At 64.1% G+C, this 22,620-nt stretch carries 20 protein-coding genes; 17 read left to right on the forward strand and 3 right to left on the reverse strand.

The genetic code is table 11. The features are described 5' to 3' along the window. The first annotated feature begins 7 nt into the window (after positions 1–7). The 6 genes from dapA to ABH924_RS10170 all read left to right on the forward strand — a co-directional run bounded on the left by dapA (position 8) and on the right by ABH924_RS10170 (position 7,401). Positions 8–919, forward strand: a complete 912-nt coding sequence (dapA, locus tag ABH924_RS10145; RefSeq protein WP_404498504.1) for a 4-hydroxy-tetrahydrodipicolinate synthase — start codon at positions 8–10, stop codon at positions 917–919. Between the two features lie 27 nt (positions 920–946). Then, entirely contained in the window at positions 947–2,638 is a 1,692-nt protein-coding gene (locus tag ABH924_RS10150) for a ribonuclease J (RefSeq protein ID WP_234753119.1), read from the forward strand. 207 nt (positions 2,639–2,845) lie between these two features. Further along, the gene (locus ABH924_RS10155; RefSeq protein ID WP_404498507.1) at positions 2,846–5,707 is read left to right on the forward strand and encodes a DNA translocase FtsK; all 2,862 of its coding nucleotides are present in this window, start codon (positions 2,846–2,848) and stop codon (positions 5,705–5,707) included. Between the two features lie 9 nt (positions 5,708–5,716). Then, entirely contained in the window at positions 5,717–6,319 is a 603-nt protein-coding gene (gene pgsA / locus ABH924_RS10160; RefSeq protein WP_234753121.1) for a CDP-diacylglycerol--glycerol-3-phosphate 3-phosphatidyltransferase, read from the forward strand. Next, a complete protein-coding gene (locus ABH924_RS10165) occupies positions 6,316–6,819 on the forward strand; it encodes a CinA family protein (RefSeq protein WP_404498509.1) in 504 nt (167 codons plus the stop codon). Before pgsA ends, ABH924_RS10165 begins: the two co-directional genes overlap by 4 nt. 129 nt (positions 6,820–6,948) lie before the next feature. Then, positions 6,949–7,401, forward strand: coding sequence for a helix-turn-helix domain-containing protein (locus tag ABH924_RS10170; protein WP_059387810.1), 453 nt, complete (start codon positions 6,949–6,951; stop codon positions 7,399–7,401). Positions 7,402–7,553: 152 nt separating this feature from the next. Here the strand turns inward: ABH924_RS10170 and ABH924_RS10175 are convergent, their stop codons facing one another. Further along, entirely contained in the window at positions 7,554–8,051 is a 498-nt protein-coding gene (locus ABH924_RS10175; protein WP_078105745.1) for a MarR family winged helix-turn-helix transcriptional regulator, read from the reverse strand. Between the two features lie 41 nt (positions 8,052–8,092). Between ABH924_RS10175 and ABH924_RS10180 the strand changes: the two genes are divergently transcribed. The 7 genes from ABH924_RS10180 (at position 8,093) to dapF (ending at position 15,166) form a co-directional block, all read left to right on the forward strand. Beyond that, positions 8,093–8,332: a DUF3046 domain-containing protein gene (locus ABH924_RS10180; protein WP_404498512.1), complete on the forward strand. Its 240-nt coding sequence runs from the start codon at positions 8,093–8,095 to the stop codon at positions 8,330–8,332. A gap of 240 nt (positions 8,333–8,572) precedes the next feature. Next, positions 8,573–9,622 (forward strand): recombinase RecA, encoded by a 1,050-nt coding sequence (gene recA / locus ABH924_RS10185; protein ID WP_234753124.1) that lies wholly within the window; start codon positions 8,573–8,575, stop codon positions 9,620–9,622. Between the two features lie 46 nt (positions 9,623–9,668). Continuing rightward, positions 9,669–10,229, forward strand: a complete 561-nt coding sequence (locus tag ABH924_RS10190; protein ID WP_404498514.1) for a regulatory protein RecX — start codon at positions 9,669–9,671, stop codon at positions 10,227–10,229. A gap of 129 nt (positions 10,230–10,358) precedes the next feature. Beyond that, positions 10,359–11,609 carry a lytic transglycosylase domain-containing protein gene (locus tag ABH924_RS10195; protein WP_404498516.1) on the forward strand — a complete coding sequence of 417 codons (1,251 nt, stop codon included), beginning with the start codon at positions 10,359–10,361 and terminating at the stop codon, positions 11,607–11,609. Continuing rightward, entirely contained in the window at positions 11,584–13,218 is a 1,635-nt protein-coding gene (miaB, locus tag ABH924_RS10200) for a tRNA (N6-isopentenyl adenosine(37)-C2)-methylthiotransferase MiaB (protein ID WP_404498518.1), read from the forward strand. The genes ABH924_RS10195 and miaB overlap by 26 nt, the downstream gene beginning before the upstream one ends. 6 nt (positions 13,219–13,224) lie before the next feature. Further along, positions 13,225–14,166 (forward strand): tRNA (adenosine(37)-N6)-dimethylallyltransferase MiaA, encoded by a 942-nt coding sequence (gene miaA, locus ABH924_RS10205; protein ID WP_404498520.1) that lies wholly within the window; start codon positions 13,225–13,227, stop codon positions 14,164–14,166. Positions 14,167–14,197: 31 nt separating this feature from the next. Continuing rightward, on the forward strand, positions 14,198–15,166 hold the full coding sequence (dapF, locus tag ABH924_RS10210; protein ID WP_404498522.1) for a diaminopimelate epimerase: 969 nt from the start codon (positions 14,198–14,200) through the stop codon (positions 15,164–15,166). On the opposite strand, the gene ABH924_RS10215 is transcribed toward dapF, so the two are convergent. Next, positions 15,147–15,761 (reverse strand): class I SAM-dependent methyltransferase, encoded by a 615-nt coding sequence (locus tag ABH924_RS10215; RefSeq protein ID WP_404498524.1) that lies wholly within the window; start codon positions 15,759–15,761, stop codon positions 15,147–15,149. The two genes, dapF and ABH924_RS10215, sit on opposite strands and share 20 nt — an antisense overlap. A 388-nt stretch (positions 15,762–16,149) precedes the next feature. Here ABH924_RS10215 and hflX point away from each other — a divergent pair, with 388 nt between their 5' ends. Beyond that, positions 16,150–17,712: a GTPase HflX gene (gene hflX / locus ABH924_RS10220; RefSeq protein WP_404498526.1), complete on the forward strand. Its 1,563-nt coding sequence runs from the start codon at positions 16,150–16,152 to the stop codon at positions 17,710–17,712. Then, positions 17,705–19,768, forward strand: a complete 2,064-nt coding sequence (locus tag ABH924_RS10225; RefSeq protein WP_404498528.1) for an ATP-dependent DNA helicase — start codon at positions 17,705–17,707, stop codon at positions 19,766–19,768. Before hflX ends, ABH924_RS10225 begins: the two co-directional genes overlap by 8 nt. Before the next feature lie 127 nt (positions 19,769–19,895). Here the strand turns inward: ABH924_RS10225 and lexA are convergent, their stop codons facing one another. Beyond that, complete coding sequence (lexA, locus tag ABH924_RS10230; RefSeq protein ID WP_404498530.1) at positions 19,896–20,645, reverse strand: transcriptional repressor LexA; 750 nt, start codon at positions 20,643–20,645, stop codon at positions 19,896–19,898. 367 nt (positions 20,646–21,012) lie between these two features. Here lexA and ABH924_RS10235 point away from each other — a divergent pair, with 367 nt between their 5' ends. Then, positions 21,013–21,372 (forward strand): LysM peptidoglycan-binding domain-containing protein, encoded by a 360-nt coding sequence (locus ABH924_RS10235; RefSeq protein ID WP_404498532.1) that lies wholly within the window; start codon positions 21,013–21,015, stop codon positions 21,370–21,372. A 91-nt stretch (positions 21,373–21,463) separates the two neighbouring features. Further along, positions 21,464–22,582 (forward strand): histidinol-phosphate transaminase, encoded by a 1,119-nt coding sequence (locus ABH924_RS10240; RefSeq protein WP_234753134.1) that lies wholly within the window; start codon positions 21,464–21,466, stop codon positions 22,580–22,582. Positions 22,583–22,620: the final 38 nt, after the last annotated feature.

The following is a 22,620-nucleotide window of genomic DNA, read 5'->3' on the forward strand; positions in this document are numbered from 1 at the left end:
TTTTCATATGTCTGACTCTCGTGCGAACGTTCCTGCTCTCGGTACCCTTCTGACCGCCATGGTCACCCCGTTCACCAAGGACGGCGAAGTTGACTACAAGCAGGCAGCGGAACTGGCAGTCAAGCTTGTTGACGACGGCTGCGATGGCTTGGTCGTCACCGGAACAACCGGGGAGACGTCTACGCTCACCGATGAGGAAAACCTCGGCATGTTCCGCGCCGTGAAGGAAGCCGTAGGCGGTCGCGCGGCAATCATCGCGGGAACGGGAACCAATGACACCGCGCACTCGGTGCACCTCTCCCAGGAAGCCGCGAAGCTCGGCGTCGACGGACTCCTGATCGTCACCCCGTACTACAACAAGCCGAGCCAGGCCGGAGTCCGGGCCCACTTCGAGGCCATTGCGTCCGCCACCGAGCTCCCTGTCATGCTCTATGACATTCCCGGACGCTCCTCCATTCAGATCACGCCGGAGACCATGATCGGCCTTGCCTCCCACCCCAACATCGTTGCAGTCAAGGACGCCAAAGCCGATTTTGCCGCGGCCACCCGGGTCATGGCGGAAACCGATCTTCTTTTCTACTCGGGGGACGACGGCCTGACCCTCCAGTGGATGGCCATGGGTGCGGTGGGCCTGATTGGCGTCACCACCCACGTTGTCACCCGCCGTTTCCGTGAGCTCATCGAGGCCATCAACTCGAACGACCTTGGCACGGCACGCAAGATCAACTTCGAACTCGAGCCCGTGATCCGTGCAACCATGACCCGGGTCCAAGGCGCCGTCGCCGCCAAACAAATTCTTAAATGGCAGGGAGTCCTGCCCAACTCGGTTGTCCGTTTGCCCCTCGTGGAGCCGGACGCCGCCGAGATCGCAATCATCCGCGAGGACTTGGCGGAAGCTGGAATGGACTTCACTGTCTAGAACGATTCCGCCGGAAAGTAGCGCATTATGACCCAAACCGCCCTTCCCGGACTTGTCACCCCGCCCAAACTTCCGCAGGGAACGCTCCGGATTGTGCCCCTTGGCGGGCTGGGGGAGATCGGTCGCAACATGGCCGTTTTCGAAATCAACGGCAAGCTGCTGGTAGTTGACTGCGGCGTGCTCTTCCCCGAAGAGACCCAGCCGGGTGTTGACTTGATCCTGCCCGATTTCTCGTACATCGAGGACAGGCTGGACGACGTAGTTGCCATCGTCCTGACGCACGGCCACGAAGACCACATCGGCGCTGTGCCGTACCTTCTGCGCCTGCGTCCGGACCTGCCGTTGGTCGGCTCCCAGTTGACGCTTGCCCTCGTTGAGGCCAAGCTCCAGGAACACCGGATCAAACCGTACACGCTCACGGTCGCCGAAGGACAGGTGGAGCAGTTCGGCCCCTTCGAATGCGAATTCGTTGCCGTCAACCACTCCATTCCGGACGCCTTGGCCGTGTTCATCCGCACCGCCGGCGGTAACGTGCTGCACACAGGCGACTTCAAGATGGACCAGTTGCCCCTCGACGGCCGCATCACGGACCTGCGCCACTTCGCCCGCCTGGGCGAAGAAGGGGTGGACCTGTTCATGGCCGACTCGACCAACGCGGATGTCCCCGGCTTCACCACGGCGGAAAAGGAGATCGGTCCCACCCTGGACCGCTTGTTCGGCCAGGCCAAGAAGCGCATCATCGTTGCGTCCTTCTCCTCGCACGTGCACCGCGTCCAGCAGGTGCTTGACGCCGCCGCCAAGCATGGCCGCAATGTCGCCTTCGTGGGCCGTTCCATGGTGCGCAACATGGCTATCGCCGCGAAACTGGGCTACCTTGACGTCCCGCCGGGAATCCTCGTGGACATCAAGAACATCGAGAACCTTCCGGACCACCGCGTAGTCCTGATGTCTACGGGCTCCCAAGGCGAGCCCATGGCAGCGCTGTCCCGCATGGCCAACGGAGACCACCGCGTGGTGGTCGGCCAGGGCGATACCGTCATTCTGGCCTCGAGCCTCATCCCGGGCAACGAGAACGCGGTCTACCGGATCATCAACGGGCTGCTCAAGCTCGGTGCCGACGTCGTCCACAAGGGCAACGCCAAAGTGCACGTCTCCGGCCACGCTGCGGCCGGCGAACTGCTCTACTGCTACAACATCCTCAAGCCCCTGAACGCGATGCCTGTGCACGGCGAAACCCGGCACCTCATCGCCAATGGCAACCTGGCGGAAGAGTCCGGAGTGCCCTCGGACCGCGTCATCCTCAGCGACAACGGCACAGTCATTGACGTCAGGGACCACAAAGCCAACGTGGTGGGCCAGGTGGAAGTGGGCTTCGTCTATGTGGACGGCTCCAGCGTGGGTGAAATCACCGACGCCGACCTCAAGGACCGCAGGATCCTCGGCGACGAGGGCTTCATCTCCGTTATCACCGTGATCAACCGGACCACCGGCAAGATCGTCTCGGGCCCCGAAATCCACGCCCGCGGCGTGGCCGAAGACGATTCCGTCTTTGACGAGATCATCCCCAAGATCAACGCGGCCCTTGAAGACGCAGTGCTCCACCACGCGGACCACACCACCCACCAGCTCCAGCAAGTGGTGCGTCGTGTGATCGGCACGTGGGTCAACCGCAAGCTTCGCCGGCGCCCCATGATCATCCCGTTGGTCTTGGAGGCCTAATCCTGGAGGCCTAGCCCTGCAGGCGGTTCCGGCACAGGCGTCGGTGTCAGGCTCCGAACGGCCCGGTTCAAGCGAACCGGGCCGTTCGTGTTTCAGGACCGGCTCGCTGTGAAACCAGGTCCGCAGATTGTTCAACAGGGGCAACATGGTTCCTCCGCGCCCCTGAAATCCGCGGGTTTCCGGACGGATTGGGGTAGCGTGGCCAATATGGCGACTCGTACTACCTCCGCGCCTAGAGGCAGCTCCAATAGCAAATCCGGCGGCTCGGGCAGCGGCCGGACCCCGGCCAAGACCGGCAGGAGCGGCACAGGCACGGCCCGCGGCAAGCAGGCCGCCGTCGTCGAACCCCAACAGCCGTGGGTCCTGCGCGCGCTTGCCGGTGTCTGGCTGGGAATCGGGCACGTGGTGGGTGCAGGCGTCCGCCGGATCGGTCGCGACGTCAGCGACCTTGATCCCGCAGACCGCCGGGACGGCGCCGCGCTTTTCAACCTGGCGCTCGGTGTCTTCATAGCAACCTTCGCCTGGTGGGGCTTCAAAGGCTGGTTCCCGGACGTTGTCTACAGCATCGTGAACGGAACCTTCGGCTGGGTATCCCTGCTTCTTCCGCTCATACTTTTCGTCTGCGCTTTCCGGCTCTTCCGGCAGCCGTGGGACAGCCGCGGCAACAACCGCGTGGGCATCGGCTTCCTGATCATGACGTTCGCCGGCACCGGCTTGGCCCACATCATCGGGGGCCAGCCGACCGTCGCCGATGGCTTCGAGGGCCTCCGGCGCGCGGGCGGGATGCTCGGCTTCCTCGCAGCCTCGCCTCTTGCCGCCATCCACCCCGCAGTCCCCGTCATCATCTACGGCGCCCTGGCGTTCGTCTCCCTCCTGATTGTCACGGCCACGCCGTTCGGCGCCATTCCCCGGCGTATCCGTGGCGCCTACGAGCACCTCATGGGCGTCGACCTGGTGGATGCCGACGCGCAACGCGGCGATTCCCACGACCGCAGCTACCTCTACGAAAACGAGGCGGCCGTTGAACCGAAGAAGAAGCGCCGCAAGCGCTTCTTCGGCAAGGATCACGACGACGGCACGCTTGAGGGCTACGTCGGCGACGAGGCCTTCGAGCACGCAATCGTCGACGATGATGCCCCTCCCGCAAAGGGCGGGCCGGCCGTACCGCCCGGGGTGCGCAGGCCGACCCAGGCCGAAATCGCCGTCGAGAAGATCAAAGCCGCCCAGGGACTTGGAAGTCCGAAGGCGGTTGCGGACAACGCGACCGAAGCGATCCCCCTGGTGGCGCCGACCGCGGCACTTTCGCCGGCTGTGCCGCCTGTCATCGTGCCTTCGGCGCCCGTCGGTCCGCCCCCGCCCCCGACGCCGATCCCGCAGCGCACCGAGCAACTTTCGCTCGCCGGGGACGTCACCTACACGCTGCCGTCCTCGGACAACCTGACTCCGGGTTCCATCCCGAAGGAGCGCACGGAAGCGAACGACGCCGTCGTGGCTGCCCTGACGGACACCTTGCAGCAGTTCAACGTGGACGCCACTGTCACCGGCTTCAGCCGGGGCCCTACCGTGACCCGCTACGAGATCGAACTTGCTTCCGGCACCAAAGTGGAGCGCGTCACGGCCTTGTCCAAGAACATCTCCTACGCCGTGGCATCGAGTGATGTCCGTATCCTCAGTCCGATCCCGGGCAAGTCGGCCATCGGCATCGAGATCCCCAACACCGACCGCGAGACAGTTTCCCTTGGCGATGTCCTGCGCAGCCAGAACGCCAGGCGGACAGACCACCCCATGGTGATGGGCGTCGGCAAGGACGTCGAGGGCGGCTACGTCGTCGCGAACCTCGCCAAGATGCCTCACTTGCTCGTGGCGGGTGCTACGGGTGCCGGTAAGTCGTCGTTCGTGAACTCCATGATCACCTCGATCCTGATGCGCGCCACACCCGATGAGGTCCGCATGGTCATGGTGGACCCCAAACGCGTCGAACTGACCGCGTACGAGGGTGTTCCGCACCTCATCACGCCCATCATCACCAACCCCAAGAAAGCCGCCGAGGCGCTTCAGTGGGTGGTCCGTGAAATGGACGCCCGCTACGACGACCTCGCCAACTACGGCTTCAAGCACATCGACGACTTCAACAAGGCCGTCCGCGCCGGCAAGGTTGTTCCGCCGGTTGACTCCAAGCGCATCATCAAGCCGTACCCTTATTTGCTGGTGATCGTGGACGAACTCGCCGACCTCATGATGGTTGCCCCGCGCGATGTCGAAGACTCGATTGTCCGCATCACCCAGCTCGCCCGTGCTGCCGGCATCCACCTGGTCCTGGCCACCCAGCGTCCGTCCGTCGACGTCGTCACCGGCCTGATCAAGGCGAACGTCCCTTCGCGGATGGCTTTCGCCACTTCCTCTGTCACCGACTCCCGTGTGGTCCTGGACCAACCGGGAGCGGAAAAACTCATTGGCCAGGGTGACGCGCTCTTCCTGCCGATGGGTGCCTCCAAGGCGATGCGCGTGCAGGGTGCCTGGGTCACGGAGTCCGAAATCCACCGCGTCGTGGAGCACGTCAAGGGCCAACTCAAGGCCGTCTACCGTGACGACGTGGCGCCCGAGGCGCAGAAGAAGCAGATCGACGACGACATCGGAGACGATCTCGAGGTTCTGCTTCAGGCCACCGAGCTCGTGGTCACCACCCAATTCGGCTCCACGTCGATGCTGCAGCGCAAGCTCCGCGTCGGCTTCGCCAAGGCCGGCCGCCTCATGGATCTGCTGGAATCGCGTGGCGTCGTGGGTCCGTCCGAGGGTTCCAAGGCCCGCGATGTCCTGGTCAAGCCGGACGACCTCGCTCCCGTGCTGGCAGCCATGAAGGGCCAGGAGGCTCCGGCTACGCCTGACGCGCACACGGCCGCCCTGAGTGAGAACGCGAACGCGAACATCGCCGTCGGCGGCTATGCAGAGGACCTCGTGGCCACCGATCTCGAACGCCGCAAGCAGGCCACGGAATACCACGACGGAGCAGACGGCATCGATGACGAGGACGAGGGCGGCGAAGACGCCTGGTCATTGACCGGACGGTAGCCTAGAGGGGTGACTACATCCGACGGCAGCAAAGCCGGTTCCAGCAGCTCCGATATCTGGAACCTGCCCAACATCCTGACGATGCTTCGAATTGTCCTGGTCCCGTTCTTCGTTTGGTTCCTTCTGGAGGACAACAGCCAGCACGGCATCTGGCGCTGGGCCGCCGTAGTGGCCTTCGCCGTGGCGATCTATACAGACAAGCTCGACGGCGACATCGCCCGGAGCCGCAACCTCGTCACCAACTTCGGCAAGATCGCGGACCCCATTGCCGACAAGTTGCTTATCGGATCGGCCCTCGTTCTCCTGTCGGCGCTGGGGGAGCTGCCGTGGTGGATCACCATCCTCATCCTCGTGCGCGAATGGGGCATCACCGCCTTGCGTTTCTTTGTCATCCGCTATGGCGTGATGCCCGCCTCGCGAGGCGGCAAGCTCAAGACCGCCGTCCAGACTGTCGCGATCTTCCTCTACATCCTGCCGCTGAATTCTTTCGCGCCGTGGCTCGTTAGCGTGGCCTTCTGGGTCATGATCGTCGCCCTCGTCATCACGGTGTGGACGGGCGTCGAATACGTGATCGAAGCCGCAAAGCTTCGCTCGGCAGGCAAGCGCGCATGAGCCCTACCGCTGATGAGGTGGCCGCTTCCGCTGTCGCCCTCGCCATCGAGCGGGGCGTCACAGTGGCCACCGCGGAATCCCTGACAGCCGGGATGGTTGCCGCCACCCTCGCTGATACTCCAGGGGCGTCAGGCATGCTCCAAGGCGGGGTGGTCGCCTATCAGAATGCGGTCAAGGCCGGAATCCTGGGGGTGTCCCAGGAGCTGCTTTCCGCCGTCGGATCCGTCGACGCCGAGGTGGCGGCGGCTATGGCCGACGGCGCCAGGCGCGCGTGCGGGGCCGACGTCGGGATCTCCACTACGGGGGTTGCGGGGCCATTGCCGCACGACGGGAAGCCGGTTGGCACCGTCTTCATTGGCGTCGCCACGCAGGGCGGAGCCGCGGCGCATGCTTACTCCTTTCGGGGAGATCGGCCAAGTATCCGTGCGCAGGCAACGGCGGCCGCACTGGAGCGCTTGTTGGAGTGCCTTGTCCGTGCCGACCTACTGCACGTAAAGTAGCCGGGAACAAAAACAGCGGCCCAATAGTTGTTACATTGTGTCGCCCCGGAATGGCCGGGGCGCCTAGGATGTAAAACAACCGGTGCACCGAAAGGTGAACCGGACTCACGAGGGAGCAAGGCGATACAGATGGTTAAGCAGCCCGTATCCATAAACGGCGTTGTCCGCTGGAAGGATGTGGGCTTGGCCGAGAAGGCACCGAGCGAACAGAAGGAGCGCAAAATGGTTGTACTGCGTCACGAAATTGGTGATGTCCTGCGCGATGTCCGCCAGCGCCAGGGCCGTACGCTCCGCGAAGTCTCGCACAGCGCCCGCGTTTCCCTTGGCTACCTGAGCGAAGTTGAGCGCGGCCAGAAGGAAGCATCCTCAGAGCTGCTGTCCTCGATCTGCTCGGCCCTGGACGTTCCGTTGTCCGGCATGCTCCGCGAGGTCAGTGACCGGGTTGCCGTCGCCGAAGGCGTCGCTGTTCCGGACACCGTCCCGCAGGAATTCGCGCAGCGCTACGGCCGCGATCTCGACCGCGAGCTCAGCGCCGAACTGAACGACGATTTCACCCAGGGCATGCTCTCCGGAGCCCGCTAGACGGACCTGACTCCGGTACGCAGTTGCAGGAGTGCGATCCAGCACGTCGCTGACGGGATCCGTTGCGCCGAAACATCGACGCCTACTTGAAGTAAAGAAGGAGGGCCTCCATCTGGAGGCCCTCCTTCTTTGGTCTTTTGTGGCTGGCGCGGTCAGTCCTTGCCGATTCCTTCGCCGTAGGCAGCGTTGAGCCGTTCAATGTAGTCAGCCAGCGTCTGGATTTCTTCCAGCGGCCACTCACCCAGGCGTTCCCGGAAAACCTGCCGGCGTGCGTCCTGGACCTGGTGCATCTTTTCTTCGCCCTTGGGGGTGAGCCGGATCGATTGTGCGCGGCCATCCTGGGGGTCGGCTTCTTTGTAGACCATGCCGATGCTCTCGAGGAACGCGATCTGGCGGCTCACCGACGGCTTCCCGACGCCGATGCACGAGGCGAGCTCCGTCAGGCGAATGGGGCCCTCTTTCCGGATGATCGTCAGCAGTCCGTAAGCGGCTGGCTCCATGTCGGGATGGACCTGCCGGGATAACTGGTGGGACAGCGATCGGGCGCGTCGCCAGAACATGCTCAGCTGGTGTTCCACCTGCTGGAGGGCGGCGTCGACGTTGTCGCCTGCCTCCACCATCTCTGGTGCGTCGTCGGGAGTGTTGCTCATGACAACCATTCTAGAGTCCGCTCCCGTGAGAGACTCTATTGGTGCGGATCAGTGACTTCTGGCGGCTGATGGACGATGAATTCGGGGCTGGCTACTCCCGGGTCCTCAGCAGTTCCCTTGTATTGGCCGGCGTCGGCGGCCGTACGGCAAACGACGCCTTGGTAGCGGGCTACAGCCCCCGCGACGTCTGGCTTGCCTTGTGCGACGTCCAGGACGTTCCGCCGGAGCGACGGCTCGGCAGGGACGTCAAGCCCGCCGACAAGGGATCCGGGACGTTCTGAGTTCCGGTTCCTGGCGGACACGCCCGCAAATTTGTTCGAATATCTGTTCGGATGAGGCTATGCTCCTTTCAGAGGAAAATTGATCCTGGCGGGCCGCTTTTCGCATCATTCGAATCCTGTGGTTTTCCACATAGATGAAGTCGCACACAAAATTTTCAGCGGCTCGTACTAGCGTCGGATGAGACACGAAAGCGGCCGTTCAGGCCAGTCCACAGCGAGAAAGCATCAGAGGTGTGAACCATGGCGGCAAATCAGGATCGTGAGAAGGCGCTCGAGGCAGCGCTTGCCCAGATCGACAAGCAATTCGGCAAGGGCTCGGTCATGCGCCTTGGGGACGAAGTCCGGGCGCCGATCGAGGTCATTCCGACCGGCTCCATCGCCTTGGATGTCGCTCTTGGCATTGGCGGGTTGCCTCGTGGCCGTGTCGTCGAAATCTACGGTCCGGAATCCTCAGGTAAGACCACCGTCGCGCTTCACGCGGTGGCCAACGCCCAGCGCCAGGGCGGCATCGCGGCCTTCATCGACGCCGAGCACGCCCTCGACCCCGAGTACGCGGCGAAACTGGGCGTCGATACCGACGCGCTACTGGTTTCGCAGCCGGATACCGGTGAGCAGGCGCTCGAGATCATGGACATGCTGATCGGCTCAGGTTCCTTGGACGTCATCGTGATCGACTCCGTCGCCGCTTTGGTTCCCCGCGCTGAAATCGAAGGCGAAATGGGCGATTCCCACGTCGGCCTCCAGGCCCGTCTTATGAGCCAGGCCCTGCGTAAGATCACCGGCCGACTGAGCCAGACCAAGACGACCGCTATCTTCATCAACCAGCTCCGTGAGAAGATCGGCGTTTTCTTCGGTTCCCCGGAAACCACCACCGGTGGTAAGGCCCTCAAGTTCTACGCGTCCATCCGCATCGACGTCCGACGCATCCAGACGCTGAAGGAAGGCGCGGATTCGGTGGGTAACCGCACCAAGGCCAAGATCGTCAAGAACAAGATGGCTCCGCCATTCAAGATCGCGGAGTTCGACATTATCTACGGGCAGGGCATTTCCCGTGAGGGCGGCATCATCGACATGGGCGTTGAGCACGGCATCATCAAGAAGTCGGGTTCATGGTTCACCTATGACGGTGACCAGCTGGGTCAGGGCATGGAGAACTCCCGCCGCTTCCTGCGCGACAACCCGGAGTTGGCCGCGGACCTCGAGCGGCTGATCAAGGAAAAGCTTGGCGTCGGAGTAGTCAAGCCTGCCGAAGCCGAGAAATCTCCGAAGCTGAAGGCCGTTGACGGCTAAGCGCCAGGGCCACTCCCGGTCCTGGGGTCCGTCTGCGGATTCGTCCGTGGCAGCAGACCCTGAAGCCAATCCCGAAGCAGTTGCCCGGGCCATTGTGCTCCGTCAACTGACCAATTCGCCCAAAAGCCGGCTTCAGCTTGCGCGCAAACTGGCTAAGCGGAACGTGCCGGAAGACGTAGCCGAAGCCGTGTTGGACCGCTTCGAGGAAGTCCGGCTCATTGATGACGCCGATTTCGCCGAAATGTGGGTCCGCAGCCGTGCGCAGTCGAGGAAACTCGCCCGGGGTGCCCTGAGGCGCGAATTGGCGGACAAAGGCATCGAGGCTGAAACGGCGGAGAAAGCCCTCGCGCAAGTGAGCGATGACGACGAGCGGAACGCGGCCAGGGACCTGGTCGCGCGCCGTTTGAGGGCCGTAAGCGAGCTATCCGACAGGACCGAGAGCGACAAGCAAACCCGGCGGCTCGCATCGATGCTTGCCCGCAAGGGCTACCAACCATCGGCGGCGTTCCGGATTGTTGGCGAGGTCCTGGACGAAGCCTTGGCGGGGGAGCCGGTGTCCCACAATGCCGGGGCGCACGGTGGTCCTGAAGCCGACGACATCGGCTAGGCGGCGTCGCCCGGGAAACTGAGAGCTGCCTGTGAGTATTGTCCCGGGCGGCGGGGTTAGGTGGCTTCTTGGTGGCGGTCGGCTAGGGTTCTGGACTAGTGTTCCGAGTCGGGAAGCAGGTCAGATCCAATGAATCCGTTGTCGTTACGGCTTTCGGCAATCATTGTGCCCTTGCTTGTCGCTTCGCTTCTCCAAGCAGGCCCGGCTTCCGCAGACGACGATGCCCCGCCGTCGGGTTACCCGAGCTGGACCGAGGTACAGCAGGCCCAGGGGAACGAAGCTGCCGCAAGTGCCGAAGTGGACCGCATCAACCAGTTATTGGCCGGCCTTCAACAGAAGTCCGGCCAGCTTGGCGCGGCAGCCATCAAGGCGGGAACTGAGTACGCGAAGGCCCATGACGCCCTGCAGCATCAGCAGGCGGTGACCCAGAAACTGGCTGAGGCGTCCCAACAGGCCAAGGCAAAGGCGGATTCATTGAAGAAGGCCACTTCGTCCCTGGTTGTCAAGGCATACGAGTCGGGCGGCTTCGATCCAGGGCCCTGGTCCCTCGCGAATGCCGCCATCGCACCAGACAACATTCAAAATTTCGCCTTGCTGAACAGGGTTCTCGATCGCACCGCGAAGCTGCACGATGATGCGCTGAGCGCCTCCCAGGCATCCGCCGCGGCAACCGCCCAGGAACAAGCTGCCCGGGATGTCTTGGCCCAGTTGGACAGCGACGCCGCGGCAAAGGCCCAGGCCGCGGAGGCTGCCAGGCGCGCCGCCGAAGACAGCGTTGCCGCCACGGACGGCCAGCGCAAGACCATGGTCGCCCAGCTCGCGTCCTTGACGTCCACGTCTGCCGCTGTTGCGCAGAAATACCAGGACGGCCAAGTGGCGCTTGCCGCTTATCAGGCTGCCCAGGAAGCCAAGAGGGAGGCGGCTCAGCGCAAGGCGGAAGCCGACGCCGCCGCGGCGGCAGCCAACAGGCAAGCCCAGCAAGCCCAACAACCCGTCCAGCCGCCCATCAGCAGCGGAGGCGGCGGCGGCGGCTTCGGAGGCGGGGGAGGCAGTGGCGGAGGCAACGTCGTCAACGACCCCGCAGGTGCACGGCAATATGCGTCCTCCCGGCTCGGCGCCTACGGCTGGGGCCAGGACCAAATGCAGTGCTTGTCCCTGCTGTGGACCCAGGAATCAAGTTGGATGACAGATGCCACCAATCCCAGCAGCGGTGCTTACGGAGTTGCGCAGGCATTGCCGCCCGACAAGTACTATTCGGCAGGCAGCGACTGGCTCAGCAACTACCGGACCCAGATCGATTGGGGCCTCGGCTATATCCGCGACCGTTACGGTTCCCCCTGCAACGCGTGGCAGCATGAGATGGGCTTCAACTGGTACTAGTCCGAGGGGCTACCCTAGATTGGTGAGTTCCCCTTCCGCAGCACCAGCACCAGCCCCCGTCCAGCAGCCCATTCCGGCCCCTGTCAGCGAGCCCGCACCCGAGCACGGGGTGAAGCGCACCTACCAGGTCCGGACCTTCGGTTGCCAAATGAATGTCCATGACTCCGAGCGCATGGCAGGGCTCCTGGAGGATGCAGGATACGTGCCCTTCGACGGCGGTGTCGCCGACGTCGTGGTCTTCAACACCTGCGCCGTCCGTGAGAACGCCGACAACAAGCTTTACGGCAACCTCGGGGAACTCAAGCAAGTCAAGGCCGCCCATCCGGGCATGCAGATCGCCGTAGGCGGATGCCTGGCGCAGAAGGACCGCGAAACCATCGTGCGCAAGGCTCCGTGGGTGGATGCCGTGTTCGGCACCCACAATGTGGGGGCGCTGCCTGCGTTGCTGGACAGGGCCCGCCACAACAACGAGGCACAGCTCGAAATCCTGGAATCGCTGGACGTCTTTCCCTCCACCTTGCCGACCAAGCGTGACTCCGTGTACTCGGGCTGGGTTTCCATCTCCGTCGGGTGCAACAACACCTGCACCTTCTGCATCGTGCCTTCGCTCCGCGGGAAAGAGAAGGACCGCCGTCCAGGCGAGATCCTGGCCGAAATCCAGGCGTTGGTGGACGACGGCGCTGTCGAGGTCACCCTGCTCGGCCAGAACGTGAACTCCTACGGCGTGGAATTCGGGGACCGACTGGCTTTCTCCAAACTGCTCCGCGCCTGCGGTGACATCGAGGGCCTCGAGCGTGTCCGCTTCACGAGCCCGCACCCGGCCGCCTTCACCGACGACGTCATCGACGCGATGGCCGAGACCGCCAACGTCATGCCGCAGTTGCACATGCCACTCCAGTCCGGTTCGGACAAGGTCCTCAAGGACATGCGCCGCTCCTACCGCTCCACCAAGTTCCTGGGCATCCTGGACAAGGTCCGTGACAAGATTCCCCACGCTGCGATCACCACCGACATCATCGTGGGCTTCCCCGGCGAGACGGAAGAGGACTTCCAAGCTACGCTCGACGTCGTCGAGAAGTCACGCTTCGCCTCAGCCTTCACCTTCCAGTACTCCAAGCGCCCAGGCACCCCGGCCGCGGACCTTCCGGAACAACTGCCCAAGGCCGTTGTCCAGGAACGCTACGAGCGGCTGACCGCCCTCCAGGACCGCATCGCTGCCGAGGAGAACGCGAAACAGCTCGGACGCCGGGTCGAACTCCTCGTCACAGCCCAGTCCGGCCGCAAGGCCGAGGAAACGCATCGTTTATCCGGCCGCTCCCAGGACCAGCGGCTGGTCCACTTCTCCGTGCCCGAAGGCGCAGAGAGCCCACGGCCCGGCGACTTCGTCACCGTGACGATCACCGGGGCTGCTGCCTTCCACCTCGTCTCCGATCCGGTGACGACGGCGGACTACAGCTTGAGGCGCTCCCGTGCCGGCGACGCTTGGGACCGCTCGCAGGCCGACTCCTGTGGCGCTCCGGCACCGAGTGCCGCGGGCGCCGGCATCGGTTCTTCAGGGTCGAAGGGCGTCTCCCTCGGCATGCCGTCGCTCCCCGTGCGACGCGGCTAGTCCGACATGACAGCAGTACCGGCCGGATCAGTTGATCCGAATCCGCCCGTGATCGCCGTCGTCGGACCCACCGGTTCCGGTAAGTCCGATCTCGCCGTCCACCTCGCCCTCGCGATCGACGGCGAGGTCATCAACGCCGATGCCATGCAGTTCTACCGTGGAATGGATATCGGCACGGCCAAGATCAGCGTCCCTGAACGCAGGGGAGTGCCCCACCACCTCCTGGACACGATGGATGTCACCGAGGAAGCGAGCGTCTCCGTTTTCCAGGCCGACTGCCGGGCCGCCATCCGTGATATTCACAACCGCGGCAAGCGTGCCATCCTGGTGGGTGGCTCCGGCCTTTACGTCCGAGCCGCGTTGGATGTCCTGGAATTTCCGGGCACGGACCCCGGCGTACGGCAACGGCTGGAGCAGGAGCACGAAACATCCGGTCTTCCAGGCCTCCAGGAACGCCTGCAACACGTCGACCCCGTTTCTGCCGGAAGGCTCGGTGACGCCCGCCGCGTCATCCGCGCGCTGGAAGTCTTCGAGCTCACGGGGCGTCCGTTCAGCTCCTTCATGCCGAAGCGCGAATACTTCCAGCCGGCCGTGCAGATAGGGCTCGACGTCGACCGCGGAGTACTACGCGAACGTTTGGCCGCGCGAGTCCTGGGGATGGTCGACGCGGGACTTCTTGAGGAGGTCGAGCGGCTGGACGCCGCCGGACTGCGACAAGGCAAGACGGCATCACGGGCGCTGGGATACGCCCAGTTCCTGAGGGTCCTCGACGGCGAGTCCGATACGGCCACCGCGGCCGAAGAAACCGTCGTGGCCACCCGGCAATTCGCGCGGCGCCAGCTCACCTGGTTCCGGGCCGACCCCCGGATCCATTGGCTCGACTGGCAGGATCCGGATTTGGTGGCCAAAGCCGCAGAAATCTGCGTGAGCCCGGCGTCGGTGATTTAGGCGCAACCCCCAGTGCAGGTAGCCTTGAGCCATGGATGAAACCCTTGCATTTTCCGCCCCGCAGCCTGCCGCTGCCGGCGGTGCCGTACCCGCGTCCGGTCTTCACGGGCTGGCCTTCTCCAAGGGGCACGGTACAGGCAACGACTTCGTCCTCATTGCGGACCCCGAAGACGCGCACCAGATCTCCCCTGAGCAGGTCGCAGCGCTTTGTGACCGCCACTTGGGCATCGGCGGAGACGGGCTCATCCGAGCAGTCCCTTCGCGATTCCTGCCCGAAGGCCTCCAGCTGCTCGAAGCTGACTCCGATGCCGAGTGGTTCATGGACTACCGCAATGGCGACGGCTCATTGTCCGAGATGTGCGGCAACGGCGTCCGCGTCTTCGTCCAATTCCTGATCGAGCAGGGCCTTGTCACCCTCAACGCAGGTGAATCCCTGACCATCGGGACGCGCGGCGGCATCAAGAAGATTGTCCGGACCGCTGAGGGCTATGCGGTGGACATGGGTCCGTGGGAGTTCATTTTCCCCAAGGATGCCACCAGCAAGGCCATGGACTCCCTCGTCAGCGCCGACGGTCTTGAAGTCGCCCGGCCTGCCCTCTCTGTCAGCATGGGCAACCCGCACACTGTAGTGGCATTGGCCGAACTGTCAGAGCTCAAATCCACCCAGCTCTTCAGGGCACCCATCGTCGATCCCAAGCCGGCCAACGGCACCAACGTCGAATTCGTGGTTCCCGCGGAGCCCCTTGTTCACGATGGCATAGGCAACATCACCATGCGGGTCCACGAACGCGGCGTCGGTGAGACCCAATCGTGCGGCACCGGTGCCTGCGCGGCCGCCGTCGCCATCCGGCACTGGGCCGGGGAAGGCGCTCCCGACACGTGGCGCGTCAAGGTGCCGGGCGGCGTCGTCGGCGTGCGCTTCTTCCCGGGAGAAAGCGGTCGCGAACACGTGGAACTCAGCGGCCCCGCAGTGATTGTCGCTAGCGGGACGCTTTCCTGATTCGCAGCACGCGGAAGGATTTCGACGTATTTTCCCGGGATACCGAGAAGGAACCGTCGAGGGCATCGGCCAGCCAGCGCTGAAGCGAGTCCGCTCCAAGGTTTTTCTGCACCACAAGCCAGGCGTTCCCACCGGGAGCGAGCCGCGGCAGCCACCTGAGCAGCAGGTTGTGGAGTTCATCCTTGCCGATGCGGATGGGCGGGTTTGACCAGATGGTGTCGAACATCACGGCAGGGTCGACGTCGTCGGGCAGGCTCGCTGTGACATTCCCGAGCTCCAGCAGGGCGGCATTCTCGTTGGTCAAGGTGACGCAGCGCTCGTTGACATCAACGGCGTGGACGCGCGCGTGCGGAGCCATGAGCCCCATCGTCAACGCAATGGGACCCCAGCCGCAGCCGATGTCCAGCAGATTTCCCTGCGGGGCCGGCGGTGGAACCTCGGAGAGCAGGATCGCTGTTCCCTTGTCGATCCCGTCAGGGCTGAAGATGCCGCCCGATGTCTGGAGCCGGCGGGTCGCGCCGGCCAGTTCCACCGTGAGGGGCTTGCGGGTGAACGGCCCCGCGGGCTGTGCGCTGAAATAGTGAGCAGACTCCATAGCTTGCCAGATTAGTGGCCAGCAGCGGGCAAGGGAAACCGCGCACTGCTCCATGCCGGTTCAACCCGGGCTTGACGGGGTCTGATAGTCTGATCCGCATGTTCTTGATCTTTGAGTAGCCGGCACCGCCCGCGACGCAGGCCTGCTTCATTTGCAGCGCCATTCCGCCTTGGCAGGTCCGTTCCAGACGCCGCTTTTTTGGCGACTGGACACTCAGCAGATCGTCCCCTTCCCCTCCTGGGATCTGTGCACGCAATCCGCGCAGTCCGTCCGGGTGGAGGTCCGAGGCCATCGGCAGAGCCTTGCCAGGCATCAGCCCTGCGCGAATTCCGCGCCACAAGAGACGAATCGGCACTATTCTGGAAATGCCGAACCCCTAAAGGAGACCATGACCACGCAGAAGAACACCGGACCCGATTCCGACGCCCAGGACATGAGTCCTGAAGAAATCCAGGCTGTCATCGACCGGATTCTCTCCAAGGACGCACCTGCCATAGTCCAGGACCGCGACGAACCCCGGGGCGTGTTTGGCAAGGCCCAGGCGATTTCCCGCCTGGACGAAGAACACAGCATCTACGACGGCGATCAAGAGGATCTGGCCGAGCGCCGGGCCTTGGGCCGTACAGCGGGCCTGTCCACGGAACTTGAAGATGTCACCGAGGTCGAATACCGGCAGCTGCGCCTTGAGCGCGTCGTGCTGGCAGGCCTCTGGACCGAAGGCACCCTGGCCGACGCCGAGAATTCCCTGAGGGAACTTGCCGCCCTGGCCGAAACGGCCGGCTCGGAAGTCCTGGACGGGATCGTCCAGCGCCGCATGAAGCCGGACCCCGGCACGTTCCTTGGCTCAGGCAAAGCCATAGAGCTCAAGGACATCGTGATGGCCAGCGGCGCGGACACCGTGGTGGTCGACGCCGAACTGGCACCGTCCCAGCGGCGCGGCCTTGAAGACATCGTCAAGGTCAAGGTGGTGGACCGCACCACGTTGATCCTCGACATCTTCGCGCAGCATGCCAAAAGCCGCGAGGGCAAAGCCCAGGTTGAGCTGGCACAGCTGGAATACCTGTTGCCGCGCCTGCGTGGCTGGGGCGATTCCATGTCCCGCCAGGCCGGTGGCCAGGTGGGTGGTGCCGGCGCAGGCATGGGTTCCCGCGGTCCTGGTGAAACCAAGATCGAACTGGACCGCCGTCGAATCCGCACACGCATGGCCAAACTGCGGCGTGAAATCGCCGCGATGAAGCCATCGCGCGAGACCAAGCGGGCCAACCGCCGTCGTAATGCCGTTCCTTCGGTCGCCATCGCCGGTTACACGAACGCCGGAAAGTCGTCACTGCTCAACCGCCTGACGGATGCCGGTGTCCTCGTGGAAAACGCGTTGTTCGCCACCCTGGATCCCACGGTCCGCAAGGCCCAGACCCCTGACGGGATCGGCTACACGCTCTCGGACACCGTCGGTTTCGTGCGTTCGATGCCCACCCAGCTCGTGGAGGCTTTCCGCTCCACGCTGGAAGAGGTGGCCGACGCCGATCTGATCCTCCATGTCGTGGACGTTTCGCATCCCGACCCGGAAGGCCAGATCGCGGCCGTCCGCACGGTATTCAGCGAAGTGGATGCCCGGAAGATCCCGGAAATCATTGTCCTGAACAAGGCGGACGTCGCGGATCCGTTTGTCGTGGAGCGGCTCAAGCAAAAAGAGCCCCGCCACGTCGTCGTGTCCACCCGCACAGGACAGGGCATTGCCGAACTCCTTGGAGCCATCAGCGAGGCCATTCCGCGTCCCGGCGTGCGCCTTGAGGTTCTGATTCCGTACAACCGGGGCGAGCTCATCAACAAACTGCACAACACCGACGCCGAAATCCTCAGCCTCGAGCATGAGGAGGAAGGCACCCGCGTGGTGGCCATGGTCCATGAGAACCTGGCAGCCGAGTTGGAGTCGTTCGTCAGCAATGGTTGATCCAGAGGCGGGGGAGCGCGGCGAGACCGTGGGGGAACGGACCGCCCTCGAACTCCTGGACAAAGCCGTTGCCGGTATGGGCGGCCAAAACCGCACGGGCCAACACCAGATGGCCAGGCAGGTGGCGCGGGCGATCGAGACCGGCGAACACCTCCTGGTCCAGGCGGGCACAGGCACGGGCAAGTCCCTCGCGTACTTGATTCCGCTGATTGCGCACGCGATGGAAAGCAACAAGCCTACGCTCGTGTCCACGGCCACCCTCGCCCTGCAGACCCAGATCGTGGGCCGGGATTTGCCCCGGCTCCTGGAAACCATCAATCCGGAGCTGGAGCGCCCGGTCAGCATCGCCCTGGTCAAGGGCCGGGCCAACTATGTCTGCCGGCACAAGCTGGAGGGCGGGTTCCCCAGCGAGGAGCCTGCTGAGGGGCAGTTGTTCTCCCTCGGCGAGGACACGAGCGTTCCGCATCTCGCCGCAGCCATCGGCGGCCCGGCCTCGCAGCTTGGCAAGGAAGTCCTGCGGCTGCGTGAGTGGGCCGGGAAGACCGCAACGGGGGACCGGGATGAACTTATGCCGGGCGTGACGGACCGGGCCTGGCGCCAGGTATCCGTCACGTCGATGGAGTGCCTCGGGGCTCAGAAGTGTCCCATGGCGGAGGAGTGCTTCAGCGAGCTGGCCCGCCACCGTGCCGCGGAGTCCGACGTCGTGGTCACCAATCACGCGATGCTCGCAGTCAGCGCCTTCGAAGGCCTGGCCGTGTTGCCCGAATACGACGTCGTCGTGGTGGACGAGGCCCACGAGCTCCAGGACCGGGTGACCGGGGCTGTGTCCGGGCAGCTGTCCGTGGCGATGATCCATGCCGCGGCCTCCAGCGCCCGCAAACACACGGCCATCACCGTGGACGCGCTGAACGCCGTCGCGGACCGCTTGGAACTCGCGATCATCGGTGCGCCGTCCGGCCTCCTGCCCAACGGGCTCAATGATGAGCAACTTGATTGCGTGGACCAGCTCCGGGAAGCCTGCCGTGCAGCGCTTTCCGATTCGAAGGGAGATTCGTCCAACGCGGTCGACGGCGGACGCCAGCTCGCGCGCTCACGGCTGATGTTGATCCTCGAGCTGTGCGAACGGCTCCTCGCGGCGCGGGAAAACCGGGAAGTCGTGTGGTTTTCCCGGAACAGTACTTTTGATCCGCAGCAGGGCTACACGGCGCCCGACGAGGATTCGCCCGCGCTCATCAATATCGCGCCGCTCAGCGTTGCCGGACGCCTCCGGGAAGGGCTCTTCGCAGGCCATACCGTGGTGTTGACCTCCGCCACCTTGGCAATCGGCTCTGCATTCGAGGCCACAGCCGGAGGGCTGGGCCTGACCGGACAAGGCGCCCCCAGCTGGACAGGCGTGGATGTAGGCTCGCCCTTCGACTACCCGAAGCAGGGCATGCTGTACGTCGCCAAGCACCTGCCCAAGCCGGGGCGCGGCACCTCGCCCGAAGCGCTTGACGAACTTGAAGAGCTCATCAAGGCCTCGCACGGCGGAGCCTTGTGCCTCTTTTCTTCCCGACGTGCGGCGGAGGACGCGGCGGAAGCGATGCGATCACGCCTGGACGTGGACATCCTGTGCCAAGGCGAATCGACCATGGCCGCGTTGGTGAGGCAGTTTGCCGAGGAGGAGGACACATGCCTGTTCGGAACCATGTCCCTCTGGCAGGGCGTTGACGTTCCAGGCGGTTCATGCCGGCTGGTAGTGATTGACCGGATACCGTTCCCTCGTCCGGACGATCCCCTGATGACGGCACGGTCCCGCGCGGTGGCGCAGGCCGGCGGCAACGGTTTCATGGCAGTTTCGGCAACGCACGCGGCCATCCGGCTGGCCCAAGGGGCCGGCCGCCTCATCCGCTCAACCGGGGACAAGGGCGTCGTGGCAGTCCTGGATTCACGGCTTTCGACCGAGCGCTATGGCAACTTCCTCCGGGCAGCGTTGCCGCCCTTCTGGCCCACCACGGACCGTTCAGTGGTGCGGGGTGCGCTCGAACGGCTTTACGCCGAGTCGGCCAAGGCTTAGATCGGCCGCACCAGCAAGCAGCGGCCTGAGGCCCGCGAAAACCGGCGTTTGTTTCCGATCCCGGAGCCTGTTGCCCCGGAGCTGGAAACAAGCCCCGGTCCTGGGCCCAGTTCCCCGCTACCGCGAACTAAAGTGAACGCAGGACCGAGACGACTTTGCCCATGATGGTGGCATGGTCGCCCAGGATGGGCTCGTACTGCGTGTTCTGGGGGAGCAGCCACGTATGGCCGTCGCGCTGCCGGAAGGTCTTGACGGTGGCTTCATCGTCCAGGAGTGCGGCCACGATGTCGCCGTTGAGGGCGTCGTTTTGACGCCGTACCACCACCCAGTCTCCATCGCAGATAGCTGCGTCGATCATGGAATCGCCGGCGACCCTGAGCATGAAGAGCTCGCCATGGCCTACCAACTGGCGGGGCAGCGGCAGGACGTCTTCGACGGTCTGGTCCGCCAGGATGGGTCCGCCGGCGGCAATGCGCCCGACGAGGGGAACCATGGCCGTGTCACTGGCACTCGCGAGTTCCGTGACGGCCATGCCGCCGGCGCTGCGGAGTTTCGCCGGCGCTTCAACGCCGGGTATGACGGAGCCGCCGTCCAGGGTCAAGGGCATGAGGACTTCCATCGCACGCGGGCGCTTGGGATCGCGACGAAGATAGCCGAGCTTCTCGAGCTGTGACAACTGGTGCGTGACGCTGGACAAGCTGGCCAAACCAACCGTGTCCCCGATTTCGCGCATCGACGGCGGATAGCCGTGATCGTTCACTGAACGTTGGATGGTCTCCAGGATTTTCTTCTGGCGGACGGTCAGGCTCTTGGGGGCCTTCTGCGGCTGCTGGCTCCGCGCTGAGCCCGACCCGCTGCCAGTGGCTTTCGCTGCCATGTTCGCCAACGCCCTTCCGTTCCGCCCGTTCGGCCCTGAGGCGCTTGCCGGGACTGTCGGCCTGAAATGTCAGACCCTCCTGTTGCACTGGTTCAGTGCTCGTTCCTTCACTCAAACGTAGGGCAGGCACAGGCGTTTTTCAAACATTTGTTCTAGCGAGTCTCGACATCGTTCGTTGATAAGTGCTAAAAATGTCATAGCAAGGTTCGAATATGTGTTCTATAAAAGTGATGCAGGATCCGGGTGTTCGTTCGAATCGTTCGAACAGAACAACGAACAACCGTCCTGCAAGCACTGACTGAAGGCAAGAATTGGCAGCCGCAACCAGAGATTCCGGAACGCGGCATTGTTCAGAAGGGCTCCTCTCATGTCCGCAATCACCATCACCCACAGGTCCGGCCGCAGTACGGCACCGGGCCGGCTTCGCCTGACCCGCCGGGGCCGCGTGGTCTTCTTCGGCGTCCCTGGAATGCTCTTGGTCGCAGTGCTGCTCAGCCTGGCGGGATTCCTGAATTCGCCGGCCAAGGCTGCTGATTCCGCCGCCGAGCTGCAGCCCACCTCCAGTACGAGCGTCACGGTGCAAGTGGGCCAGTCCTTGTGGGGGATTGCGGGCATTGCCGCGCCTTCCCGGGATCCGCGCGACGTCGTTGCCGAGATTATCCAGCTGAACAACCTTCAGGACGGCCACATCGTGCCGGGCCAGCAACTGTTCATTCCTGCCACCTGACAGCAACGTTGGCCGGGCTGACAGTTCGCCTGGACGGGCGCCGGGCCGTCACAGTTTCAGTGCATCCACCGTGGCGCCTTAAACTGTCATGGTGAGTGACCAGCTTGAGCGACTTGACCGACTTCCCCTCCGGACCAACCTCCGCGGCCTGAGCCCGTATGGCGCGCCGCAGCTTGATGTTCCGATTTTGCTCAACGTCAACGAAAACACGCATGGCGTACCAGCCGATGTCCAGGCAGCCATCACCGAAGCGGTAGCGGCAGCCGCCGTCGGACTGAACCGCTATCCCGACCGCGAATTCACCGAACTGCGCGAGGCCCTTGCGGAATACCTCGGCCACGACCTTGCGGCCGAGAACATCTGGGCTGCCAACGGCTCCAACGAAGTACTGCAGCAGATCCTCCAGGTTTTCGGTGGCCCCGGCCGGACCGCGCTCGGTTTCCCGCCCACGTACTCCATGTACCCTCTGCTTGCCAGCGGAACCGACACGGCATACATAGCTGGAGTTCGCGCTGAAGACTATGGACTCGATGCAGCCTCGGCCGCCGCGCAGGTCCGCGAACTCAAGCCGAATGTCGTGTTCCTCTGCTCCCCGAACAACCCCACCGGCACGGGGCTTGGGCTGGACGTCGTCGAAGCCGTTTACGAGGCCGGCGAGGCGAGCCAGACAGTCGTGATCGTGGACGAGGCCTACCACGAGTTCGCCCACGACAACACGCCAAGTGCGTTGACGCTCCTCCCTGGCCGGGAGCGCCTTATTGTCTCCCGGACCATGAGCAAGGCATTCGCCCTGGCCGGTGCACGCATCGGCTACATGGCAGCTGCACCCGAGGTCGCCGATGCGATCCGCTTGGTCCGCCTTCCGTATCACCTGTCCGCCATCACCCAGGCAACCGCGCTGGCTGCCCTCCGGCACCGCGAAGCCCTCATGGCCGACGTCGAGGACATCAAGATCCAACGCGACCGCATTGTCAGCGAGTTGACCCGCATGGGCTTCAAGCCCGCCGCCTCGGATTCGAACTATGTGTTCTTCGGCGGAATCGAAAACCCCCACGCCCTGTGGCAAGGCCTCCTGGAGCGCGGTGTCCTGATCCGCGACGTCGGCATACCGGGCCACCTCCGTGTCACCGCCGGTACAGAGCCGGAGACCACGGCCTTCCTTGAGGCGCTTGAAGCCTTGCTGGACGGCCAGGTCTCCGCACCGGCCTAGACTTGAACAAGTCCCACCACACCTTCCTCCTAAGGATC

It is taken from the genome of Arthrobacter sp. GAS37 (assembly GCF_044908325.1).
Taxonomy (GTDB): domain Bacteria; phylum Actinomycetota; class Actinomycetes; order Actinomycetales; family Micrococcaceae; genus Arthrobacter; species Arthrobacter ramosus.